Here is a 21,644-nt window from a genome sequence, read left to right as displayed (position 1 = left end):
CATATCATTTTTGGTTTATTAAAGAACATTTATTAGATTCTCTGTTTATATAGACTAGCTTTACTTCATCACAATATATTCTGCATTAAATACCAATAAACTCTAATTCACATTATATTCATGTCTTTTTCACTTAATATTCACTTAATATTCATATATAATATGTGAATATAAGCTTAATTCACTATTTTTATACTATACTACGAAAACAAAAAGTGAATATACTAAGGATAATTATGGATAATACAAACCTACTTCAAAGACTCCAACATGAAATACCAGAAAATGAATATCAACAATATATCAGTAAAATCTCTTTTGATTCTATGAACTCAACGCCAAGTCATCTCATCTTTATAGCCCCAAATATTTTCATAGCAAACTGGGCAAAGAACAAATACACAAAACTCATGCTAAAGATTCTAGAAGTTAAGACAATCAATGAAATCAAAATAGAATTTATCGCAAGAAATCAGCACAATAAAACACCCACAGAAAATAATACAACTAGAAAATACATAACTACTAATAATCAAACTTTCATAAATAAAAATTCTTCATTTAATAGCTTTATAGTAGGCGAATGTAATAAATTTGCCTTTGAAACCGCAAAAGAAATAGCAAAAAATCAAGGTAAATGGAATCCACTCTTAATCTATGGCAACACAGGATTAGGAAAAACGCATTTATTATATGCTATCTGCAATGCTGTATATGAAAGAACACCAAATGCAAAAATTGTATATATAACCGCAGAAAGTATGTTTAATGAATACAGACATAGAATCCAAAACAACACAATGCAACATTTTAGAGAGAGATTTCGCTCATGTGATTATTTACTCATTGATGATGTGCAGTTTTTATCAAATACAGATAAATTCCAAGAAGAATTTTTCAATACCTTTAATGTCATAGTCCAAGAAGGCGGACAAATCGTAATGACAAGCGACAAAGCACCAAAACTCATAGATAAACTTGAAAAAAGGCTAAAATCCCGCTTTGCAGGGGGTATGATGACAAAGATAGAATCTCCAGAGCTTGATATGAAAATAAATATTATTAAGCAAAAATGTGCGTTAAATAACATTACGCTTGAACCAAATATAATAAATTTTATCGCTACACAACTCCATGATAATATACGCGAAATAGAAGGAACAATCATTGATATATACGCCAATATGTCAATTATGAATATACCAATAACACTTGAAATAGTAAAAAACATACTAAAAGACAGAGAAATAGAGGAAAAAGCCACAAACTTTGATGATGTAGTGAATCTTATAGCAAGAGAATATAACATTAAACCAAGTGAAATAAAAACAAAAACAAGGGGTAAAAAAATCATAGCAAGATCAAGAAAAATAGTAGCCTATATCGCAAGAGAAGCAATCAATACGACTTTTCCCCATATTGCAACAGAGCTAAACCTAAAAGACCATAGTGCAGTAAGCAAACAAATAAAATCAATCAAACAAGAAATGGAAAAAGACAATACACTAAAAATAGAAGTGCAAAATCTCTTATCAAAACTCAAACAAAATACACAATAACTACGAAAATAAAGCCATATTCCAATATATTTTTGTTATACTTCTTACTTTGTTTGTGTCCTAAAAATGAATTAAATGTGAATAAAAATAGCAAAATACAAATGCCAAAAAGTGCCTAATTAACGCTTTAAAACAAAAATAAAAAACTTTATTCACATTATTCAAGCACACTACTACAACAGCTATACTTTATTAAAAGGGAAAACGCATGAATATGATAAGCATTGATAAAAGCATACTCGACCAAGCCATAACAAATATGCAATCAGCAGTCAATAAGAAAAATGTGATCGATATCACCGCAAATATATCCTTAGAAACAATTGATAATAATCTTATCCTTAAAGCAACAGATCATGAGATATACATACGCACAATACTCAAAACAAACTCATTACAAGGTGAAATAAAATGTGCAGTAAATGGTGAAGCAATAGGTAACTTCATAAAAGGACTAAATGATTCTGAAGTTATCATAGAGCAAGACAATGAGAATCTTTATATAAAACAAAATAATGCTTCAGTATTTAAAATCCCAATCTTTGAAATAAATGAACTCCCTTTTAGTCAAAACTACAAAAATGAACAACAAGGCTTTCAGTCAATAGATATAAATAACAACTTCTTATTACAATCTCTAAAAAAGATTATGCACTGCTGTAACGATAAAGAAACATTTAATATCGCTATGCAAGGTATCCTTTTTGAAGTTAAAGATAAAGAAATAAATATCGCAGCAACAGATTCTAAACGACTAGGCTATATACAAAAACAAACAGAATGCGATAAAGATTTTATAAGTATTATCCCTAAAAAAACATTACAAGAGATTCTAAAACTATTTTCAACAGATTGTGAGCTATACATTAAGCCAATACAAGATAGTAATAAAATAGAAACATTATGCTTTGTAAGTGAGAATATAGAATTTTATGCAAAGCTTATCAATGCAAACTTCCCAGATTTTAAAAGCATTATTGCAAATAAACCACAACTACCAACATTAAAAATCAATAAAGAAAAGATTCTAAAAACTCTCAATCAAATGAATGCTATATGCCAAAGAGCTAAAGTTACATTTGAATCTAATAAAATCATTTTTGAAACCCTAGAGGGTATAAATGGTGCAAGTGCCTCAATTACAATCAATGATATAGAAAATCACAAAACAGAGCCAATGACAATAGGGCTTGTGAATAGACATTTATTAGAATGTATCAGTAATATTAAACAAGATGAGTTTGAAATCATTATTGATGATCCTTATAAACCAATCTTTGTAATAACAAAGGATTTTGAAGAAGTTATCATGCCACAAATCATATAAAAAAATTCTATAAATAAAGAGAAAGGAAAAATAATGGAAAATACAACAAAAGAATACTTAGCAGATAATATCAAAGTCTTAAAAGGGCTAGAAGCGGTTAGAAAACGACCGGGTATGTATATCGGCGATACAAATACAAATGGTTTGCATCACATGATATATGAAGTCGTGGATAACTCTATTGATGAAGCAATGGCAGGATTCTGTAAAAATATTAAAATTACTCTTACAGACAAAGGCAGTGCAATTATAGAAGATGATGGCAGGGGAATACCCGTTGATATGCACCCAACAGAAAATATGCCAGCAGCAACCGTTGTTCTAACCGTATTACATGCAGGTGGTAAGTTTGATAAAGATACTTATAAAGTATCAGGCGGTTTGCATGGAGTTGGTGTAAGTGTTGTAAATGCTCTCTCTTGTAAGCTTATTATGACAATTTATAAGAATAATAAAATCTATAAGCAAGAGTTTGAGAAAGGAATCCCAACTACAGAGCTAGAAATAATTGGCGAGACAAAAAAGCATGGCACTACTATTGAGTTTTTCCCAGATCCAGAGATTATGGAGATAACAGAGTTTGATTCTAATATCCTTACGCGTAGATTTAAAGAGATGGCATATCTCACACATGACATAAAGATAAGATTCAAAGATGAAAGAGATGGCAGTGATACAACTTTTCACTTTGAGGGGGGTTTAAGTCAATTTATAGAAGATATCAATAAAAAGACTTTAATCACACAGATTCTAAGCTTTGAGGCAACAGAAAATGAATATGACTCAGAGATAGAAATTGCCCTAGCCTATAATGAAGGCTATGATGAAAAGGTGCTAAGCTTTGTAAATAATATTAGAACGCCAGATGGTGGCACACATGAAGCAGGTTTTAGAGCAGGGCTTAGTCGTGCGATATTAAACTATATTGAAGCAAACGCGAATACACGCGAAAAAGATGTAAAAGTATTAGGCGATGATGTGAGAGAGGGTTTAGTCGCTATCGTTGCAACCAAAATCATGGATCCACAATTTGAGGGGCAAACAAAGGGTAAATTAGGCAGCTCATTTGTAAAAGGCATAGTCCAAAAGCTTACCTATGAAAAAATGGCAAAGTTTTTTGAAGAAAATCCTACTCAAGCAAAGCTTATCATGCAAAAGGTGCTTATCGCAGCAAGGGGTAGGGAAGCAGCAAAGAGAGCAAGAGATCTTACACGAAAAGATAATAAGGTATCAGTTTCAACTCTTCCGGGTAAATTTGCTGATTGTCAAAGCAAAGATCCAAGTGAATGTGAAATCTATCTTGTAGAAGGTGATAGTGCTGGTGGCTCTGCAAAGCAGGGAAGAGACAGAAGATTCCAAGCGATACTTCCTTTACGCGGTAAGATTCTAAATGTTGAGAAATCAAGACTTGATACAATTCTAAAAAGCGAAGAAATCAAAAATATGATTACTGCCTTTGGTTGCGGCATTGGCGATGAGTTTAATGAAGAAAAATTACGCTATCATAAAATAATCATTATGACAGATGCTGATGTCGATGGTAGCCATATACAAACCTTACTTATGACTTTCTTTTATCGCTATTTTAAGCCTTTAGTGCAAGGCGGATATATCTATATCGCCCAGCCACCACTCTATAAATATAAACGCAATAAAAAGGAAGTCTATCTTAAAGATGATAAAGCTTTGAGTGATTTTTTAATAGAAAATGGTATAGAGCATTTTAACTTTAAAGGTATAGGGCATAATGAGCTATTACAGATTCTAAAGATTATCGCACATTATAGACAGCTTGTAAATGATTTAGAGAGACGATATAGCGTGCAGTATGTCCTAAGATATTTAGTCGAAAATGAGCTTGACACACATGATTTAGAATCTTTATCTAAAAATATAGAATCTTATCTTTTAAGTAAGCAGTATAATGTCCTAAAAAAGCACATTGATGAAGTAAGCATTACGCTAAACGCACAAACAAATCTAGGCATAACAGAGATAAAAATCACGCGAAACCTATTCCATGATATAAGCTTTAAAGAATGTAAAAGGATTTATCAAAAAATCACTGAAAGAGAGATTGAGTTTTTAGAGGGTAAAGACATTATAACGGGCTTAGAAGAGATTGAAGAAGCCACAAGGAAAAAGGGTGATATAAGCCGATATAAAGGCTTAGGCGAGATGAATAAGGAAGAGTTATGGGAAACTACCATGTCGCCACAAAACCGCACTCTAGTCCAAGTAAAAATAGAAGATGATGAAATGGCTGATGAAATGTTTAATATCTTTATGGGTGATGAAGTAGAGCCAAGACGACAATATATCCAAAAACACGCACGAGATGTTAAGAATCTTGATGTGTAGTTATGTCAAGTATCACATTTGCTTAATATGAATTTTATGTGTGTTTGCAAAAGTAATAATGCAAAACTTGTTACTTCTATTATTGGCAAAGTATCTAAAAAATCCACTCCTAAATCAAAATCTGCTACAATATTACATAAAATTAACACAATATGGATTTCACTTGCAACGCATAAAATATAGCATGAATACAAAATATGGTTTTAGCATACTAGAAGTGCTACTTGCGATATTTGCTCTTGGAATCTTAGGGGTAAGCCTTATGAAAAGCATAAGTGCCTTAAAAGCACAAAACTACAAAATACAGCATTTTCTTGTAACAAATGCAAGTCTTTTTGAAACACAGCTTTTTATCAATAGACATTTAGGCAGTATAAAGCCAGAAAGCATTATAATAGCACCAAATAACATATCATGGGAGCAATATGACAAGCTTTTTATTGATACAGATAAGAGCGAGTATATGGACTTTTCTTTAAATACCACAAAGGCTAATTTAACCTTACAAAATGATAATCTGTATTTTAACAACGCCATTTTATTGCATAATGTCAAAAGTATGCAGTTTGTTAGAGAAGAGATAAACTCACATGACATTCTCTCATATAGAATCTGCTCTATCAATATGTGTATAGCAGATTCTATACTCATTGAAAAAGTAAGGCAGAAAATGCCTACAATAAAAACAGGGATATAGAATCTATGCGTATAGCTTTCAAAACAAAGAATAGCTTCATAAGCCTTTATGCCCTGCTTATCACACTTGCTATAAGCCTTAGTGCCTTGCATACTCTGCGGACACTTACTATAAAGCAGGATATAACACTTATGCTATATTTTCAAAAGCAATCGCTTCTATACGCAAAGACCTTGCATGATATAGCCTTGCAATGCTATAAACAATATGATAGTAAGGATTGCAAAAAAGATTCTATTCAGTTTGACCCGCATTTCTATGGGGAATATATCTTCCATAGTGCGACCATAAAAGAAGGTAAGCCACAAATTGATAAAAAAGTGCAAGTGCTAGATATTGTGATATACTCACAAACACTATTAAGCACTCACCCATTGCGATATGCGAAACGCTATATTTTAGAGTAAAGAAAGGAAGTGTATGAATATTTTGGAACAGATGATAAATGATGCAATAAAACATAATGCAAGTGATATTCACCTAACACATAATGGAATCTATTTTCGTGTGAAAAAGCAGGTATTGCTTTATAACATAGCCTCTAGTATCATGCCTTTCATAACTTCATTAGAAAACCTTTGCAAAGACTTAGAAAACGAGCAAAGTGTTAGTATATATATTGGGGAAGTGCGATGCCGTATCAGCAAATTTACAACTATAAATGGTGCGAGTTATGCTATGCGTATATATAATAATCAAATGCCAACACTAGATTCTATACAAGCACCCCTAGCCCTAGCAAAGCTTTGTGAAAACACAAGCGGCTTAATCCTTGTATGCGGCACAACGGGGGCTGGTAAAAGCACGACCCTTGCAGCTATGATAAATCATATGAATACAACCACAAGAAAGCATATCCTAACATTAGAAGACCCAATAGAATATATCCATAAAAGCGATAAATCCTTAATCAATCAAAGAGAGATAGGTTTGCATTCTAAAAGCTTTGAATCTAGCCTTATTGCGAGTCTAAGAGAAGATCCTGATGTGATTCTAATAGGCGAGATTCTAAGCCCAGAAGTCTTAACTCTTGCTATCACACATGCTTTAAGCGGACATTTAGTGCTTGCAAGCTTTCATGCGAATAACTGCATGGACGCTATAACGCGAATGATAGGTATGAAGCAAAGTGATTGCAATATACACGCAAATCTTGCGACATGTTTGCAGGGCATTATCACGCAGAAACTTTATGATGATGGAGAAAGACTAACAGCTGATTTTGAGATTCTCATCGCAAATCCTGCAGTTAGTGCGCTCATTAAAGATGATAAAATATGGCAGCTAGATTCTCAAATCTCTATGGGTAAATCAGTTGGTATGCAACATTTTAGTAAAATATGATAGAATCCAAAGTTTCGTTGATATATTAAGATTTTAAGGAAATATATGCAAAAACAGCAAGTAAAAATGCGTGTTCTTGACTGGTGGAATAAAGATTGCGAAGAAAATTTTTACAATAACTTTTTCATTCAGATATTACAAAAGAAATATGATGTAGTATATAGCGATAAGCCCGATTTTATTCTTTATGGACCTTGTGGATATGAACATTTAAAATATGATTGTGTGCGTATTTTTTATACAGCAGAGAATATTCGTCCAGATTATAACATAGCAGATTATAGTATAGACTATGATTATATTAAGTTTGGAGATAGACATCTGAGATTGCCCTATATGTTTTGGGTTTTTTGTGATGAAATGCGACAAAAAGAGATGGATAATAGGATAAGCCTACTAGATAAAAAGGAAAAATTTTGTGGTTTTATGGTAAGCAATAATGCCTTAACAGATAAGAGAGATATGTTTTTTGAGGCATTAAATAAATATAAAAGAGTAGATTCTGGTGGTAGATGGAAAAACAATATAGGCGGAAATGTCGATGATAAAATTGAGTGGTTAAAGTCCTATAAATTTAATCTTTGCTTTGAGAACTCAAGCTATCCGGGCTATCTCACAGAAAAGCTATTTGATGCGTTCTTAGCTGGCTGTGTGCCAATCTATTGGGGAGATACAAGCCTTAGAGTCCATAAAAATACATGTGCAGATTCTAAAAATAGTGAAAATATAAATAATCGGGGGGGGGGGGGTAATGATACCTTTGATATGAGAATCCCTAATATTTCTCACTCACTCATTGATTATGAGATAAACCCAAAAGCCTTTATTAACGCACACAATTTTCCAACTTTTAAGGATTTAATAGACGAAATAAAAAGAATTGATAATGATTCTTATGCTTTTGAATCTATATTAAGAGAACCTATATTTCTTAATAATTTTAGTCCATATGAATTTTATACTGAACAAATATCAGCATTTTTAGATCATATCATTATGCAAGGTGCAAATGATGCAAGGAGATGTGGTGATGGGTATTGGCTAAGAACACATTTAGAATTTAGACGCATAAGTGCAAAGTATTGGAATCTTCCTTCGGATTTCCTACATTATTGTTTTAAATATAGAAAAATTATTCAAGGAGTCCGTGATATTTCTGAATATCCTAGAAACTTTATGCGTTTTTTACGTCGAAAATAGAGGTGTCTTAAGTTGTTTGTTTTTAAAATATAGTTGTATCTCACACGGATAGATTTCGTATTTATATTTTCATATATGTAAACATAAATACGAAATTAGGTTCTGCAAAGTCATTTCACTACTTTTATCTACCCTCAATCCTTTAACGAATGGAGCGACTTTTGCTTTATAATGATGTAGTATCCCAAAATTATATAGTTAAATATGCTATAATACTAGCAAATTTGAATAGATGAGGTTTATTGTGAGCATTCTTGGTATGCTTTTTCGACCACTTTTTGCGACTGTGCTTATCGGTGTGAGTTATAACACGACTGCGTGTAGCATTAAGGTTGTGAAAAAACGCGGTGGTCATATCGTAGAAGAGATTGATAAAGAATTTAAGATTCTAGATGGGAATCTCTCTGCTGAAGTGATTAAGTTTATTAAGAAGCTAAAGTCTCGTTACGCATATAGCTATGTTGCTATACTCTCTAAGAATACAGAACAAGTCTTAGTCCCCGGTGTGAAGAAAAATCAATTCGCCGCATTTAATGTAAATGAGAAAGAATATAAGTTTATAAAGCTGCCTAGTGCTTTTGCCTTTATCTTAAAAGATGATATTACACAATATCAAAATATGTTTAAAAAGGCTATGGGATTAGACTTTTTATTCTCACCTTTTGTGTTGCTGTTTTTTAAAGCAAAAACTTTTGTGGGCGATAGACCAAAGCTTTTTGTGCTGCAGGAAAAAGAGGATTTATCGGTATTAGTTTTAACGAGAAAGGCTATTTTATATGGCTCATTTTTACCTATGAGTGCGGGAGAGAGTGTAACAAATGTAAGAGATTCCCTGCCTTCTTCTCTCTCTGAAGATACGCTAGTATCTAGCACAAGCACACAATCTGGTTCTACCGCACAAGGCTTAGATGATTTAAATACAGAGCTTGGTGGATTAGAAGATGAGTTAGAAGATTATGAAAACTTTGATTTTGATAGTCTTACAAGTGAGGCAAGTGAAAATGTAAGTGGCTCTAGTGATGATGACGATAGTGGTGGCTCCAGTATGGATAACCTGCAGGATTTAGGGCGATCTACGACTATTATTAATCTTTTACAAGCGGCAATCAAGGATTTTTATAATAATTCATTATATGAAAGCGATTTTATTGAAGAGATTGTATTCTTTGATTGTTATGGAATCTCATCTCAAGCAGTGGATAATATAAAGTCAAATCTTATGATAGACTTTTCACTTGTTGGGCTTGATTTATTGAGAGAATTAACAAATGTTATGCAGATTGAGTTAGATAGTTAGGAAATATTATGACTTATAGTTTTACAAAAGCAACAACAAAGCATGTATTAAAACCAGCTACAAAGATTTGGGGATTCTACTTTATACTTGCTTTTGGCATTTTAATCGTCTTTAAAGTCCAGCTTTTATTACAAGTAGAGAATCTAAAAGAAACACAGAATCTAGCAAAGGCAGAGCAAGAAAGAATCGTGCAATCAACAAAGAATCTAGAACAAGAAAGCGAGAGATTATATTATGAGCTTGAAGTCGCACAAAAGATTAATGTAAGAGATGAAAAGCTGCGTATGCAGATACAAAATATTATAGCTATGATTCCACAAGGGGTGCAAATAAGCACGATAAGATTTGAGAATAACCAGCTTTTTATGCGTGGGACTACTATCAGTAGAGAGCTTTTTGAGACTTCATTGCAGTCGCAATTACGCACAATTTATGCAAGAAGTAACGCAAGTTTTTATGAACTTCCAAGCGGTTGGCTAAACTTTGAATCTATCAGTCAAACCTTAAGCGATGATGGCTTGATTGAGAGAATTGATAATATATAAGGCGTAAATATGGCAATATTAAAAGATGTAGAACCAGATATTATTTTCCGTCATATTGTATGGAGTGTGCTATTTATTGCCGCGGTTGCTTACTATATCAATGTAGATATTATGCCAAATGTTGATAGCTATAAAGAACAAGTGCGATTTACTCGTGTAACAGAAGAAGTATTAGCTAGCACAAAGGCAGTGAGAGACAACGCACAAGCAAAGATTAATGCCTTTTCAGGTGCTAATCATGAGAAAATAAAAGTCTTTAATGGCGTGATTAATGAATCTGTAATACGCAAAAACTTACCTAAAGGCTTTTTACGCATAAATGTAAAAAAGATGGGCGAAGAGCTTATACCGCAAGACCAGCTTAAAAAGCAGTTTTATGCTATCACAGGCGAAGTAGGGATTAATAATCTAGCCTTAATCCTTGATATTGTGCCGCGACTACATGCAAAAAATATCAGTGCGATACTTGAGCTTCCATTTATAGTGCAAAAGACAAAGAAAGGGAATCTATCCTTTGAACTACGCATTGCTATCACTCAAAGCACATATAAACGCTAAATATTATAAAGGAATTATATGGCAGAACAGAATATTAACGACAAAAGGGCATTTACTAGCGATTGGGAACAATTAATCTATAATGAATGCGAGAAAAAAGGCTATTTTGAGCCAAATTGCCATGAAATCTATAATCCACATTATAAAGATTCTAAACCATTTTGCATTATGATGCCCCCGCCAAATGTTACAGGTGTGCTGCATATAGGACATGCCTTAACTTTTACATTGCAAGATATTATTACGCGTTATAAAAGAATGGATGGCTTTAGAGTGCTATGGCAACCCGGGCTTGATCACGCAGGAATCGCAACGCAAAATGTCGTAGAAAAAAAGCTATTAGAGCAAGGCATAAAAAAAGAAGATATAGGTAGAGAAGCCTTCATACAAAAAGTATGGGAATGGAAAGAAGAAAGCGGTGGTAAAATCTTAGAGCAAATGCGGACTATGGGCTTTTCTCCGGCTTTTAAACGCACAAGATTCACAATGGATAAAGGACTTATAAACGCAGTAAAAGAGACTTTTTGTAATTGGTATGAAAAGGGCTTTATCTATCGTGGCGAAAGAATGATTAATTGGTGCACACATGATGGGGCATTAAGCGATATAGAAGTAGAGTATGAAGAGAATAAAGGTAAGCTATATTATTTGCGGTATTACTTGAGTGAATATGTAGATTCTAAGGGACACATTATAGAAAGTGCTTTAAAAGATTCTAGTATAAAAAATCCTTACATCATCGTTGCGACAACAAGACCAGAAACATTTTTTGGCGATACTGCCCTTATGGTGCATCCACAAGATTCTAGATACACGCATTTAATCGGCAAAACACTCACACTACCTCTTATTGGCAGAAAGATACAAATCATCGCAGATTCTATCGTAGATATGGAATTTGGTAGTGGTGCGGTGAAAGTAACACCAGCCCATGATATGAATGACTATGAAGTCTCACTAAGGCATAATCTAGAGCATATAATAGTCTTTGATAAGAATGGAATCTTAAATGAATATTGTGGCGAGTTTAGCGGTATGGAGAGACTTCAAGCAAGAGATTCTATTATCGCGGCATTAGAAAAGGCGGGATTTGTAGAAAAGATTGAAGACTATACAAATAAAGTAGGCAAATGCTATCGTTGCGGTAATATCATCGAGCCTTATATCTCAAAGCAGTGGTTTGTAAGCAAAGACGCAGCAAAAGGGGCAATAGAGAGAGTAAATCAAAACGAGACAAGATTCTATCCTAGTCAATGGAAGAATAACTATGATGCGTGGATGAGAGATTTACGCGATTGGTGTATCAGTCGTCAGCTATGGTGGGGACATAGAATCCCAGTCTTTTATTGTGAATGTGGGAATGAATTTGCAAGTAAAGATGATAATCCAATATGCCCTAAATGCAGCAGTAAAAACATAACACAAGATAATGATGTGCTTGATACATGGTTTAGCTCTGGGCTTTGGACGCATAGCACGCTAGGCTTTGGGAATGGCGACTTTGGCAAGGGGGAGTTATGGCAAGAGAGTGATTTAAAAGATTTTCATCCTAATTCCTTGCTTATCACTGGCTTTGACATTCTCTTCTTTTGGGTAGCTAGAATGCTTTTAAGCGCGGATATTAACTGCAAAGAGATCGCATTTAAAGACATATATCTACACGCCCTTGTGCTTGATGAAAAGGGACAAAAGATGAGTAAATCAAAGGGTAATGTAATTGATCCACTCAATCTTTGTGCGACTTTTAGCCCTGATGTCGTGCGATTTAGCCTTGCGTTTTTATGTGTGCAGGGTAGAGACATTCGCCTTTCACAAAAGCAGCTTGAAATCACGCGTAATTTTACAAATAAGATTATAAATGCGATGAGTTTCTTAGAGCTTTATGCAGGTCAGCTAAGAAGTGAGTATAGATTCAGTGAAAAAGAGAGTTTAGATGAGTATAAAACCCCGCTTGGAATCTATATGAAATCACGGCTAAATCTAGCTATAAAAGAAGTGCGTAATGCCCTTGATACTTATCGTTTTGATTTATATGCGAGTATTTTATATCGCTTTTTGTGGAATGAATTTTGTGATATTGGTATAGAATGTGCGAAAGCAGATAAAGAAAGTGTATTTGAACTTGCAAGTATTCTTATAGAATCTATGAAGCTTTTACACCCTTTAATGCCATTTTTAAGCGAGTATGTATTTCAGCGACTTCTAAGCCGAGATATAGAATCTGGATTAAAAGACAACCGCTCCATTATGATAGAATCTTTCCCAAAAGATACCGCTAGAAATACCGCATTAGAAAAAGGCTTTGAAATCACTTTAGATTCTATTACCACTATTCGTAGAATGCGTGCAAACTTAGGAATAAGTGGCGATATTCTGCCACAGGTTTTTATAGAATTACAAAAAGATGATAAAGACTTATTACAATCGCTTTGTCTGGATTCTAAAGAATCTTCTATAAATTTTGAAGTGTTTTTCATCTCATTTGTAGCAAAACTAGCAAAAGTAAAAGAAGTTATATTTGTAGATTCTAAACCAGCCCAATGTATCGCTGATATTGGCGAGATTACAAAGGTATATCTAGCGGCAAGTAACTTTGATATAGCAGGGATTCTAGAGCGTTTAGACAAACAAGCCCAGAAGATAGAAAAAGAGATAACAAAGCTGGAAAATATGCTAAACAATAAAAACTTCATCGTAAATGCCCCAGAAGCCGTTGTAACACAAAATAAAGAGAATCTAAATGACTTGAAAGAGAGACTTGCTAAAGTGCTTGATGAGAAGAAAGCTTTACAGATTTAATCTTGTAAATCTATGGCTTATCTAGTTATAAAATCTAGCTAGATTTATGAATACAAACCCCTAACAACTTATAATATATTCTAGCCCTAAGCTAAGATTCTAAAAATTTCATCAAAATATAGAATCTATCTAAATCCCCTTGATTTTGTTTTTTTTGTAAAATCGCAACATTCTGCTTTAGATTTTATAAGGGGTTAATATGATTAATTTTAAGAAAATGGCAATAGGCTTTGGGTTAGTAAGCATTATCACACTGCAAGGACTACAAGCAAACAAACCACCAGAGTGCAGATTCTTTTTTCCATATACAAAGAATGATTGCGTTGATACAGAGTATGATTCAAATGGTAATATATGGAGAGAAACACCATACAAAGATGGTAAATTAAATGGTATCGTAAAAAAGTATGATATAAATGGGAAACTTTCGATGGAAAGACCATATAAAAATGGTGAGTTAGATGGCATAGAAAAAGTGTATTATGAAAATGGAAAGCTTGAAAGTGAAACACCATATAAAAATGGCAAAGCAGAAGGCATAAAAAGGTGGTATTATGAAAATGGGAATATTAAACAAGAACGCACTTATATTAAAGGCAGAAGACATGAATATAAGTTTTATACTGAAGATGGAAATTTTCTAGGTGCAGTTCGCTATCGTAATGAAATGATGATAGAATTTGTAAAATGTCCCAAGAAAAAACTGAGTAATGATGAAACAGAATCGGTTCTAGATGAATTTATGTTAATTGAAGGTAGCAGAGATCCAGGGGCTGACCACGATGATGTTATTAAAGAATACTGCGAAGAATAAAACATGGGAATCTTTATATTCTAAACACTTTAAAAGAATATAAACATAACCTTTTTACAATATCTTTTCAAAGATGAGTAAAAATAAAGGGGTTAAGATTCTAAACCACCCCTTAAAACACCACAATAGCACTTTTATAATCTATCTAAATCTACTATAAACCCAATATGACAGAATCTGTTTTATTACATTTACAAACCATAATAAAGCAAGACATTAAAACATGATTTAATATAGCCAAACCCCTTTAAAATAGAATCTTTTAAAAGATTAAAAGCCCTTACAGCAAATGCCCCAGCTTTGCCTTTTTGATTTGTAGATAGTCTTTATTATGTTCGTTTGGCTCGATGATGATACTTGCCCTTTCGCATTCGACATATTTATTCATAGATTCTATTTTACGCGGATTATTTGTTAGAAGTCGTATCTTTTTGATATTAAAATGCTTAAAAATCTCATTTACAATCTCATATTCCCTCGCATCTTTTGCAAAGCCTAGTGCCTCATTTGCCTCCACCGTATCCATGCCTTTATCTTGCAGATTATACGCATTAATCTTATTAAAAAGCCCAATACCCCTGCCCTCCTGACGCAGATAAATAAGCATTCCACCCTCTTTGTGAATCTGCTCCATAGCAAAGGCAAGCTCAGGACCGCAATCACACTTCCTAGACCCAAACACATCGCCCGTCAAACATTCTGAATGCACCCTAACTAGCGGCGTATTCTCAAACTTTTCTGTAAAAACGACAAGATGCTCTCTTTTCTCACCATTGGGCATGTATTCGCGAAATGCTTTTGTTTTGAAATCCCCAAAGCGAGTAGGCAGATTAGCCTGTTGTGAAACCTCAATTTGTAACATATTTATCTCCAAATATTTTCATTGTAAAAACCGAAATTATAATATAAATCTATGATTATGGCAACATAGAGTTTTGTAGCCTTTTATAAATTTGTCTATGTGTGATGATTATAAAACAACATGGTGTAATGGTTGCTACACCGCTTGATAATTTATAACCTAATTACAATTCATAATCTTTTATTTTCATCTAAAAACGATTATGCAAAACTACTATACAAGATTTAAAGCATATAAAACTGAATAATTATTTTTATTAAATGGTAGTGAGTAAAGAATGTGATCCAAAGATTTTACAGCATTCTACAAAAAAAACTAAAATTTTCACCAATACATTTTTCACTTTTAAATCACTTTGTATGCCATAATGATAAATTAGTATAATAAGATTCCCTATTAAAATAAAACATTATGCAAAAAGGAAAAAGGGTTGAATTTCTACCATAATTACATAAAAAAATACATGCAAATATATGATCCCGGCTATCTTAGCTTTATGTATGCCCTAAAAGCTATGGTAGCTATTAGTATCAGTGCTTTTACACATTATATGCTTTTTGGACAGCAAGTCTTAATCTGGGCTACTATGACACCTATCCAAGTATTTTTACTCAATGCGACACTTAGTCAGCAAGCCGATAGAAAGACACATTTACTAGGTTTTGCAGTGTGTTCTACCATAGCTGTTGGCTTTTTTACCATACTTGCAGAAAAAGCATTAAATGGGGAGCATAGCTTGCAAGATATTTTATGGCTTGCTCTGCCTGTGCTATTTTTAAGCTTTGGTGTCGGCATGTCTAGGGCGCATTCTATTGATTTGTATCGTATGTTTATCCCTGTTGTAGTTAATTCATTAGTAGCAGCGGTATATGTGGATTCCCATGTGATTTTGCCTATTTATCAAAGCATGTTTGTAGTATTTAGTGGGGCTATGATTGGCATTATTATAGGATTTTTGCTTTTAAATAATCCGGGAAATTATGGTAAATACACACAAGTGTATTATCCTGCCGTGCTTAATCATTTGCAAAATATGGTGAAAAATCTCAATTCACAAAGTGAATTTAATCGCTATAAAGATTTAACCTTTTCACTCATTCATAATATCAAACAAACCCTGCATACAAAATCAAGTCTTTATAATGATAACTACATGATTAAAAACATTAAAAGAGCGATATTTTATATTTATAGAATAGAGGATATTTATCTTATAATTAATCTTTTACCAAACTATAAAATCGCAAAAAAATATCCATTACTCAAACATGAAATCATTGAGAATCTTAATAGTTTAAGTAAAATTTTTAGTGGTAAAGTCCCAAAGATAGAAAGGCAGCAAGTAGATAAAGTCCTTAGTATAGAAAATGCAAATGAGGTTGAGAAAGCACTGCAAAATATTTTAAGGATTCTCTACTATAAAATGGAATCTTTTTGTCGTGTGGGGAAGAATCCTGATCCAGCCTTTAATCCACCTGCAAAAAAGAGTTTTAAAAATATCCCTAAAGCCTTTGATTATAATAATATTACTTTTAGATTCAGTGTGAAATACTCTATTGCGATTGGCATGTCGCTTATCTTTGCTACGCTTTTGCATATTAATCGTGGGATATGGATTAGCATGGGGGTTGTAAGTGTGGTGCGTCCTTCAATTGGCGGTATGCAAAAGGTAAGCCTTGAGTATTTTTTTAGTGCGGTTGTTGGCATTGGTGTTGGGGTTGGAATCTCTGTATTTTCAAATGCGTATGTGTTTTATTTGCTTTTTGGTTTGCTTGTATTTTTGGTGGTGTATTTACGCGTATTTCCATTTTGGCTATGGTCTGGTTTTATGATGTGCCTGTTTGTTATGATGTATTCTATTATGTATGAAGACTTTTTATTGTATGTGCTTGATAGATTGGTTGATATTGGTATTGGCGTTGTATTTGCGGTGATTGTTTTTCGCGTGGTATTTCCGCGTTTTGCACATAATCTTTTAAAGCCTTTGCTTATAAAGCAAGTGGGCTTACTCAAAGATATATGCACGCTTGTAATAGAATCTAATAAAGAGATAAAGCCACTTGATAGCAATATGATACAAACAAAATATGCAGAGTTTTTACATAATGTCGAAGAGCTAAAAAATCATTTAAGAGATTCTAAGAGTGAAAGGGCAGAAGCGAGTAATCAAATCGTTGTATATGGTTTTGACTTGATTAATGTTTTAGAATCTTTAATCATTAAGGTCAATGAAATCGCACAGATTTATTCAGCAAGTGATTATGATAAAGATATGAAAGAGATTTATGCAAATGATATACATGTATTGCAAGAAAGATTTTTAATGATTGAGAATCTTTTAACAAATAAACCCACTCACTTTAACTTCGAAGAAAATAATGTATTTCTGGGCAAACAGCACACCCATTTCTCCTGGACTACACATGAAATATTTCAAAGCCAAAATAAACTCTATAATCTTTTGAATGAAAAGCATATTAGTGCGCCGGAGTAGATTGTTAGGGAATTGCTAGACAGTTAATTGTAAGCAAGGAATTCTAAGTCGGTTTGATAATATTCTCAACTCGCATACTATGAATGATATTAACATACAAATTTATAGTTAATTTGCCTTAATTATAGCTACTCGTTTTAACATAAAAATATTACTGATTTTAAATATCTATGATTGTTGTGTATTGACAAATTACATAAAAAACCTTGACAAATTGTTTTTTTTTTTTTGTATTATTCAACAAATCGTTTATAAAGGATTGCAAATGCAGCAAAAGAAAATTGTTATTAAGCTAAAGACGACTAAAACAGGAAATGATATTAGTGTTATTAGACAGAGAAGCCAATGTAGAACTACTCATAAGCGACAGGATTGTTAGCGTGTTCTGCTGAATTTTAGGATAATTAATATGAGAGCAATTGATGCAGAAACTATTGAACTTGTGGAGACAGAAAGAATTAATTTTCCTAATTTTATACATAAGAAGGTTTTAAATAAAAATCTACTGATTGCCCCAGAGTATCCCACTTGGATAGTTTTAGATGATGATGAATACGACATGTTTCGTATCTTGTGTGAACATACAATAGAAGAATCTCTTGCTATTTACAGAAAAAATATACACGCACAAGATCCTTATTCTATAAGAATGAGTGTGCTTGAGAAAATTTTTAATAACAATTTTTATAGGGAAGGATTTGCACAAACTCAAAATGAAGAGATAATGGATAATATACAAAAATCCATACATATTAATGTGATAAATGATTGCAATATGCGTTGTAAGCATTGTTTTATAAATGCGGGAAGAGTGGAAAAGCAACAGATAGATATCGAAAATATCTTAGCAAAAGTGAGAGACATTACAATAATAAATGGCTATACATCAGTAACAATATCTGGTGGCGAGCCATTACTACATAAAAATATTTTTTCACTTCTTGAGGGATTGCGTGGTCATAAGGTGTCATTATTTACTAATGGGATTTTAATTAATGAATCCATTATCGATAAACTTCAACCTTTGGTTTCAAATATACAAATTAGCATGGAAGGCATATCGGCGGAAAAATATGAGCAAAATAGAGGATATGGCAATTACAAAAAAGTCTTACAGGCAATTAATCTTATTAAAGCTAAAAATATACCTCTTTATTTAGCAGTTACCATTCTCCCAGACACATTGTTGGATATTGAAGAAAATCTTGTTGATTTTGTAAAAATGCTTGATTATAAGAATATGCAGATAAGACTGAACAATGAAATAGAAATGTCTGGTGCTGCACTTCATGAGCTTGACTTAAGAAATTACGATATGCAACATTCCAATATTGTTGTCTTTAATTTGATGAAAAAACTAGGGAAGCTAGGTTTTGCAGTAGAACCTTCAAAAGTTAAAAACATACGATTTAAAAATTGCGGGATAGGAACGAGTATTGTAATAGATTCTGATGGCAAGATATATCCTTGTAGTTATTTCTCTTCTTATCATATCCCATATACTGCAAGTGCCAAACACATTATTAAGGAATTTAATACAATCAACAACAACACTTCGATAGAACATATAGAAAAATGCAAAGATTGCGAACTAAAATATATATGCTCAGGCGGATGCAAAATAAACAATTTAGTGAAAAATAAAAACATGATTTTTACTTCTTGCAATGATGATTTTAAACAAAAACAGCTAGAAAAACTTGTGAATAGTGAGTTGTTATAATATATTCACAATGTTTGCAAGTCGATATGCTGCTAGAGTCTCATGTTATACAAGTTATTTTTTAATCTTTTGAATACATGAGACAAACCTTCACAATAAAATAAATCATAATCTGTAAAAAAATACTTTAAAGTTTTAAAAATATGTCGATATGAGAGTAACAAGCAAGGATGCTTGGGATATTTACAATATTAATCACAAGGAGTGAAAAATGGCTTTTCAAGTCAATACTAATATCAATGCGTTGAATGCGCATGTGCAGAATGTTGTTACCCAAAGAGGTTTGAAAGATTCTTTGGAAAAGTTAAGTTCAGGTTTGAGAATCAACAAGGCAGCAGATGATGCTTCTGGTATGATTATCGCAGATAGTTTGCGTAGTCAAGCAAGTGCATTGGGACAAGCAATTAGCAACACAAATGATGCTATGGGGATTATCCAAATTGCTGATAAAGCGATGGACGAGCAGCTTAAAATTCTTGACACTGTGAAAGTGAAAGCTACACAAGCGGCACAAGATGGACAAACTACTGAATCAAGAAGAGCGATTCAATCAGACATTACAAGACTTATCCAAGGTCTTGATATGATTGGAAATACTACTTCCTTCAATGGTCAGAAGTTGCTATCTGGTGCTTTTACAAACAAAGAATTCCAAGTTGGTGCTTATTCAAATGAATCTATTAAAGCTTCAATTGGTGCAACAACAAGTGATAAAATCGGGCAAGTAAGGATTATGACAGGCGGGCTAATTACAGCGTCTGGCACTGTTAGCACAGTTTTCAAAAATGTTGATGGTGTGAATGATGTGAAGTTGCAGTCTGTTAAAATCTCTACAAGCGTTGGCACAGGTATTGGTGTGTTAGCTGAAGTTATCAATAAGAACTCTGATAAAACAGGTATTAGAGCAGTCGCAAATGTTATCTCAACTTCTGATGAAGCGGTAAAATCAGGGACAATGTCAAAGATTATCATTAATGGTATTACGCTTGGTGATATTAATGACATTAAAGCTGGGGACTCTGATGGTCGTTTGGTGCAAGCATTCAACGCGGTAACAAACCAAACAGGTGTTGAAGCCTACACAGATGAGAGAGGGCGACTAAACTTGCGAAGTGTTGATGGTCGTGGTATCAAGATTTCTATTGGTAAAAACGAAAAAGGTCAAAATGGTAAAGTGCCAGAAGTAGCGGTAAAATCTATGAATGGTGGTCAAAAGCTTGAAGGTAAAGGTTCTGAAAACTATGGACGATTATCTCTTAGCAGACTAGATTCTAGAGATATTATCGTAATGTCTGGGACTGATGCTAAAAACACTTACAAGGCTTTAGGTTTTGACAACAAAGATGTTGCTAAAACCGTTGTGAATTTGCGTGATACTATGGGTGCGTTTAACAAAGATGTTAAAAGTGCTGCTGGCGCGAATTTCAATAAAGTTGTTGCAAGTGGTGGTGCGGAGCTTGGTGCTGGTGTTACTACTTTGCGTGGTGCGATGGTTGTTATGGATATTGCTGAATCTGCGACTAAGATTCTAGATAGAATCCGTGCGGATTTAGGTTCTGTTCAAGGGCAAATGATTTCAACCGTGAATAACATTTCTGTAACACAAGTAAATGTTAAAGCGGCTGAAAGCAATATTAGAGAAGTAGATTTCGCTCAAGAGTCTGCAAACTTTAATAAACTCAATATCCTAGCACAATCTGGTAGCTACGCTTTAAGTCAGGCAAACGCTGTGCAACAAAACATTTTAAGACTTTTAAGCTAGTCTTACACTTGTTTGTCTGCTCATAGCAAGCAGTAATTCCAAGTTTTACGCCTCCTTGCTCTCCCCTTATCTTAATGGATTTGGGGGTAGCTTGGTAACTTTCTTTATTTAATAGAATCTACTTTTTATTACTTCATTATTTTCATTCAAGTTTTTTGTATTTACAGGCAAAGGCATATATTTTTAGTATTACATAAAGGGTTTATAAAAACTAATTGCCCTTTTTTTGTCATTACACCCCTTGCGGTAGTAAGTCATGCAATCTATAATCTTGTCATATTACTTTAATCGTCATATTAAGC

16 protein-coding genes are annotated in these 21,644 nt (G+C 33.3%); 15 read left to right on the top strand and 1 reads right to left on the bottom strand.

Annotation, left to right across the window (positions count from 1 at the left end; genetic code table 11):
* Positions 1 to 236 precede the first annotated feature (236 nt).
* The 12 genes from dnaA (at position 237) to C6H08_RS03465 (ending at position 14,501) form a co-directional block, all read left to right on the top strand.
* Complete coding sequence (gene dnaA / locus C6H08_RS03520) at positions 237 to 1,559, top strand: chromosomal replication initiator protein DnaA (protein ID WP_034566070.1); 1,323 nt, start codon at positions 237 to 239, stop codon at positions 1,557 to 1,559.
* Between the two features lie 208 nt (positions 1,560 to 1,767).
* Positions 1,768 to 2,886, top strand: coding sequence for a DNA polymerase III subunit beta (gene dnaN, locus C6H08_RS03515; RefSeq protein WP_034580277.1), 1,119 nt, complete (start codon positions 1,768 to 1,770; stop codon positions 2,884 to 2,886).
* 33 nt (positions 2,887 to 2,919) lie between these two features.
* The gene (gene gyrB / locus C6H08_RS03510; protein ID WP_034580279.1) at positions 2,920 to 5,247 is read left to right on the top strand and encodes a DNA topoisomerase (ATP-hydrolyzing) subunit B; all 2,328 of its coding nucleotides are present in this window, start codon (positions 2,920 to 2,922) and stop codon (positions 5,245 to 5,247) included.
* Positions 5,248 to 5,410: 163 nt separating this feature from the next.
* Positions 5,411 to 5,944 (top strand): type II secretion system protein, encoded by a 534-nt coding sequence (locus C6H08_RS03505; RefSeq protein ID WP_034580724.1) that lies wholly within the window; start codon positions 5,411 to 5,413, stop codon positions 5,942 to 5,944.
* A 5-nt stretch (positions 5,945 to 5,949) separates the two neighbouring features.
* A complete protein-coding gene (locus C6H08_RS03500; RefSeq protein ID WP_034566065.1) occupies positions 5,950 to 6,351 on the top strand; it encodes a hypothetical protein in 402 nt (133 codons plus the stop codon).
* A 13-nt stretch (positions 6,352 to 6,364) separates the two neighbouring features.
* On the top strand, positions 6,365 to 7,288 hold the full coding sequence (locus tag C6H08_RS03495) for a type IV pilus twitching motility protein PilT (RefSeq protein WP_034580281.1): 924 nt from the start codon (positions 6,365 to 6,367) through the stop codon (positions 7,286 to 7,288).
* A gap of 45 nt (positions 7,289 to 7,333) precedes the next feature.
* Positions 7,334 to 8,488, top strand: a complete 1,155-nt coding sequence (locus tag C6H08_RS03490; protein WP_034580283.1) for a glycosyltransferase family 10 domain-containing protein — start codon at positions 7,334 to 7,336, stop codon at positions 8,486 to 8,488.
* 244 nt (positions 8,489 to 8,732) lie between these two features.
* Complete coding sequence (locus C6H08_RS03485) at positions 8,733 to 9,785, top strand: hypothetical protein (protein WP_233708464.1); 1,053 nt, start codon at positions 8,733 to 8,735, stop codon at positions 9,783 to 9,785.
* Between the two features lie 8 nt (positions 9,786 to 9,793).
* A complete protein-coding gene (locus C6H08_RS03480; protein WP_004086246.1) occupies positions 9,794 to 10,330 on the top strand; it encodes a hypothetical protein in 537 nt (178 codons plus the stop codon).
* A 9-nt stretch (positions 10,331 to 10,339) separates the two neighbouring features.
* Positions 10,340 to 10,888 (top strand): hypothetical protein, encoded by a 549-nt coding sequence (locus C6H08_RS03475; protein ID WP_034565531.1) that lies wholly within the window; start codon positions 10,340 to 10,342, stop codon positions 10,886 to 10,888.
* 18 nt (positions 10,889 to 10,906) lie between these two features.
* Positions 10,907 to 13,687: a valine--tRNA ligase gene (locus C6H08_RS03470; protein ID WP_034565530.1), complete on the top strand. Its 2,781-nt coding sequence runs from the start codon at positions 10,907 to 10,909 to the stop codon at positions 13,685 to 13,687.
* A 199-nt stretch (positions 13,688 to 13,886) separates the two neighbouring features.
* The gene (locus C6H08_RS03465) at positions 13,887 to 14,501 is read left to right on the top strand and encodes a toxin-antitoxin system YwqK family antitoxin (RefSeq protein ID WP_052092987.1); all 615 of its coding nucleotides are present in this window, start codon (positions 13,887 to 13,889) and stop codon (positions 14,499 to 14,501) included.
* A 280-nt stretch (positions 14,502 to 14,781) separates the two neighbouring features.
* Here the strand turns inward: C6H08_RS03465 and ribA are convergent, their stop codons facing one another.
* On the bottom strand, positions 14,782 to 15,363 hold the full coding sequence (gene ribA, locus C6H08_RS03460) for a GTP cyclohydrolase II (RefSeq protein ID WP_034565528.1): 582 nt from the start codon (positions 15,361 to 15,363) through the stop codon (positions 14,782 to 14,784).
* A gap of 430 nt (positions 15,364 to 15,793) precedes the next feature.
* Here ribA and C6H08_RS03455 point away from each other — a divergent pair, with 430 nt between their 5' ends.
* The 3 genes from C6H08_RS03455 (at position 15,794) to C6H08_RS03445 (ending at position 21,342) form a co-directional block, all read left to right on the top strand.
* Positions 15,794 to 17,857, top strand: coding sequence for an FUSC family protein (locus tag C6H08_RS03455; RefSeq protein WP_034580285.1), 2,064 nt, complete (start codon positions 15,794 to 15,796; stop codon positions 17,855 to 17,857).
* Positions 17,858 to 18,266: 409 nt separating this feature from the next.
* Positions 18,267 to 19,580, top strand: coding sequence for a radical SAM/SPASM domain-containing protein (locus C6H08_RS03450; RefSeq protein WP_034580287.1), 1,314 nt, complete (start codon positions 18,267 to 18,269; stop codon positions 19,578 to 19,580).
* Positions 19,581 to 19,791: 211 nt separating this feature from the next.
* Entirely contained in the window at positions 19,792 to 21,342 is a 1,551-nt protein-coding gene (locus C6H08_RS03445) for a flagellin A (protein ID WP_104686103.1), read from the top strand.
* Positions 21,343 to 21,644: the final 302 nt, after the last annotated feature.

The organism is Helicobacter bilis (assembly GCF_900198365.1).
GTDB lineage: Bacteria > Campylobacterota > Campylobacteria > Campylobacterales > Helicobacteraceae > Helicobacter_A > Helicobacter_A bilis_B.
This window is presented reverse-complemented; position numbering and strand designations above follow the sequence as displayed.

What these genes read in the sequence shown, in the direction of transcription:
- dnaA (WP_034566070.1), top strand. Translation starts at nt 237, where the DNA reads ATGGATAATACAAACCTACTTCAAAGACTCCAACATGAAATACCAGAA.
- dnaN (WP_034580277.1), top strand. Translation starts at nt 1,768, where the DNA reads ATGAATATGATAAGCATTGATAAAAGCATACTCGACCAAGCCATAACA.
- gyrB (WP_034580279.1), top strand. Translation starts at nt 2,920, where the DNA reads ATGGAAAATACAACAAAAGAATACTTAGCAGATAATATCAAAGTCTTA.
- C6H08_RS03500 (WP_034566065.1), top strand. Translation starts at nt 5,950, where the DNA reads ATGCGTATAGCTTTCAAAACAAAGAATAGCTTCATAAGCCTTTATGCC.
- C6H08_RS03495 (WP_034580281.1), top strand. Translation starts at nt 6,365, where the DNA reads ATGAATATTTTGGAACAGATGATAAATGATGCAATAAAACATAATGCA.
- C6H08_RS03490 (WP_034580283.1), top strand. Translation starts at nt 7,334, where the DNA reads ATGCAAAAACAGCAAGTAAAAATGCGTGTTCTTGACTGGTGGAATAAA.
- C6H08_RS03480 (WP_004086246.1), top strand. Translation starts at nt 9,794, where the DNA reads ATGACTTATAGTTTTACAAAAGCAACAACAAAGCATGTATTAAAACCA.
- C6H08_RS03475 (WP_034565531.1), top strand. Translation starts at nt 10,340, where the DNA reads ATGGCAATATTAAAAGATGTAGAACCAGATATTATTTTCCGTCATATT.
- C6H08_RS03470 (WP_034565530.1), top strand. Translation starts at nt 10,907, where the DNA reads ATGGCAGAACAGAATATTAACGACAAAAGGGCATTTACTAGCGATTGG.
- C6H08_RS03465 (WP_052092987.1), top strand. Translation starts at nt 13,887, where the DNA reads ATGATTAATTTTAAGAAAATGGCAATAGGCTTTGGGTTAGTAAGCATT.
- ribA (WP_034565528.1), bottom strand. Translation starts at nt 15,363, where the DNA reads ATGTTACAAATTGAGGTTTCACAACAGGCTAATCTGCCTACTCGCTTT.
- C6H08_RS03450 (WP_034580287.1), top strand. Translation starts at nt 18,267, where the DNA reads ATGAGAGCAATTGATGCAGAAACTATTGAACTTGTGGAGACAGAAAGA.
- C6H08_RS03445 (WP_104686103.1), top strand. Translation starts at nt 19,792, where the DNA reads ATGGCTTTTCAAGTCAATACTAATATCAATGCGTTGAATGCGCATGTG.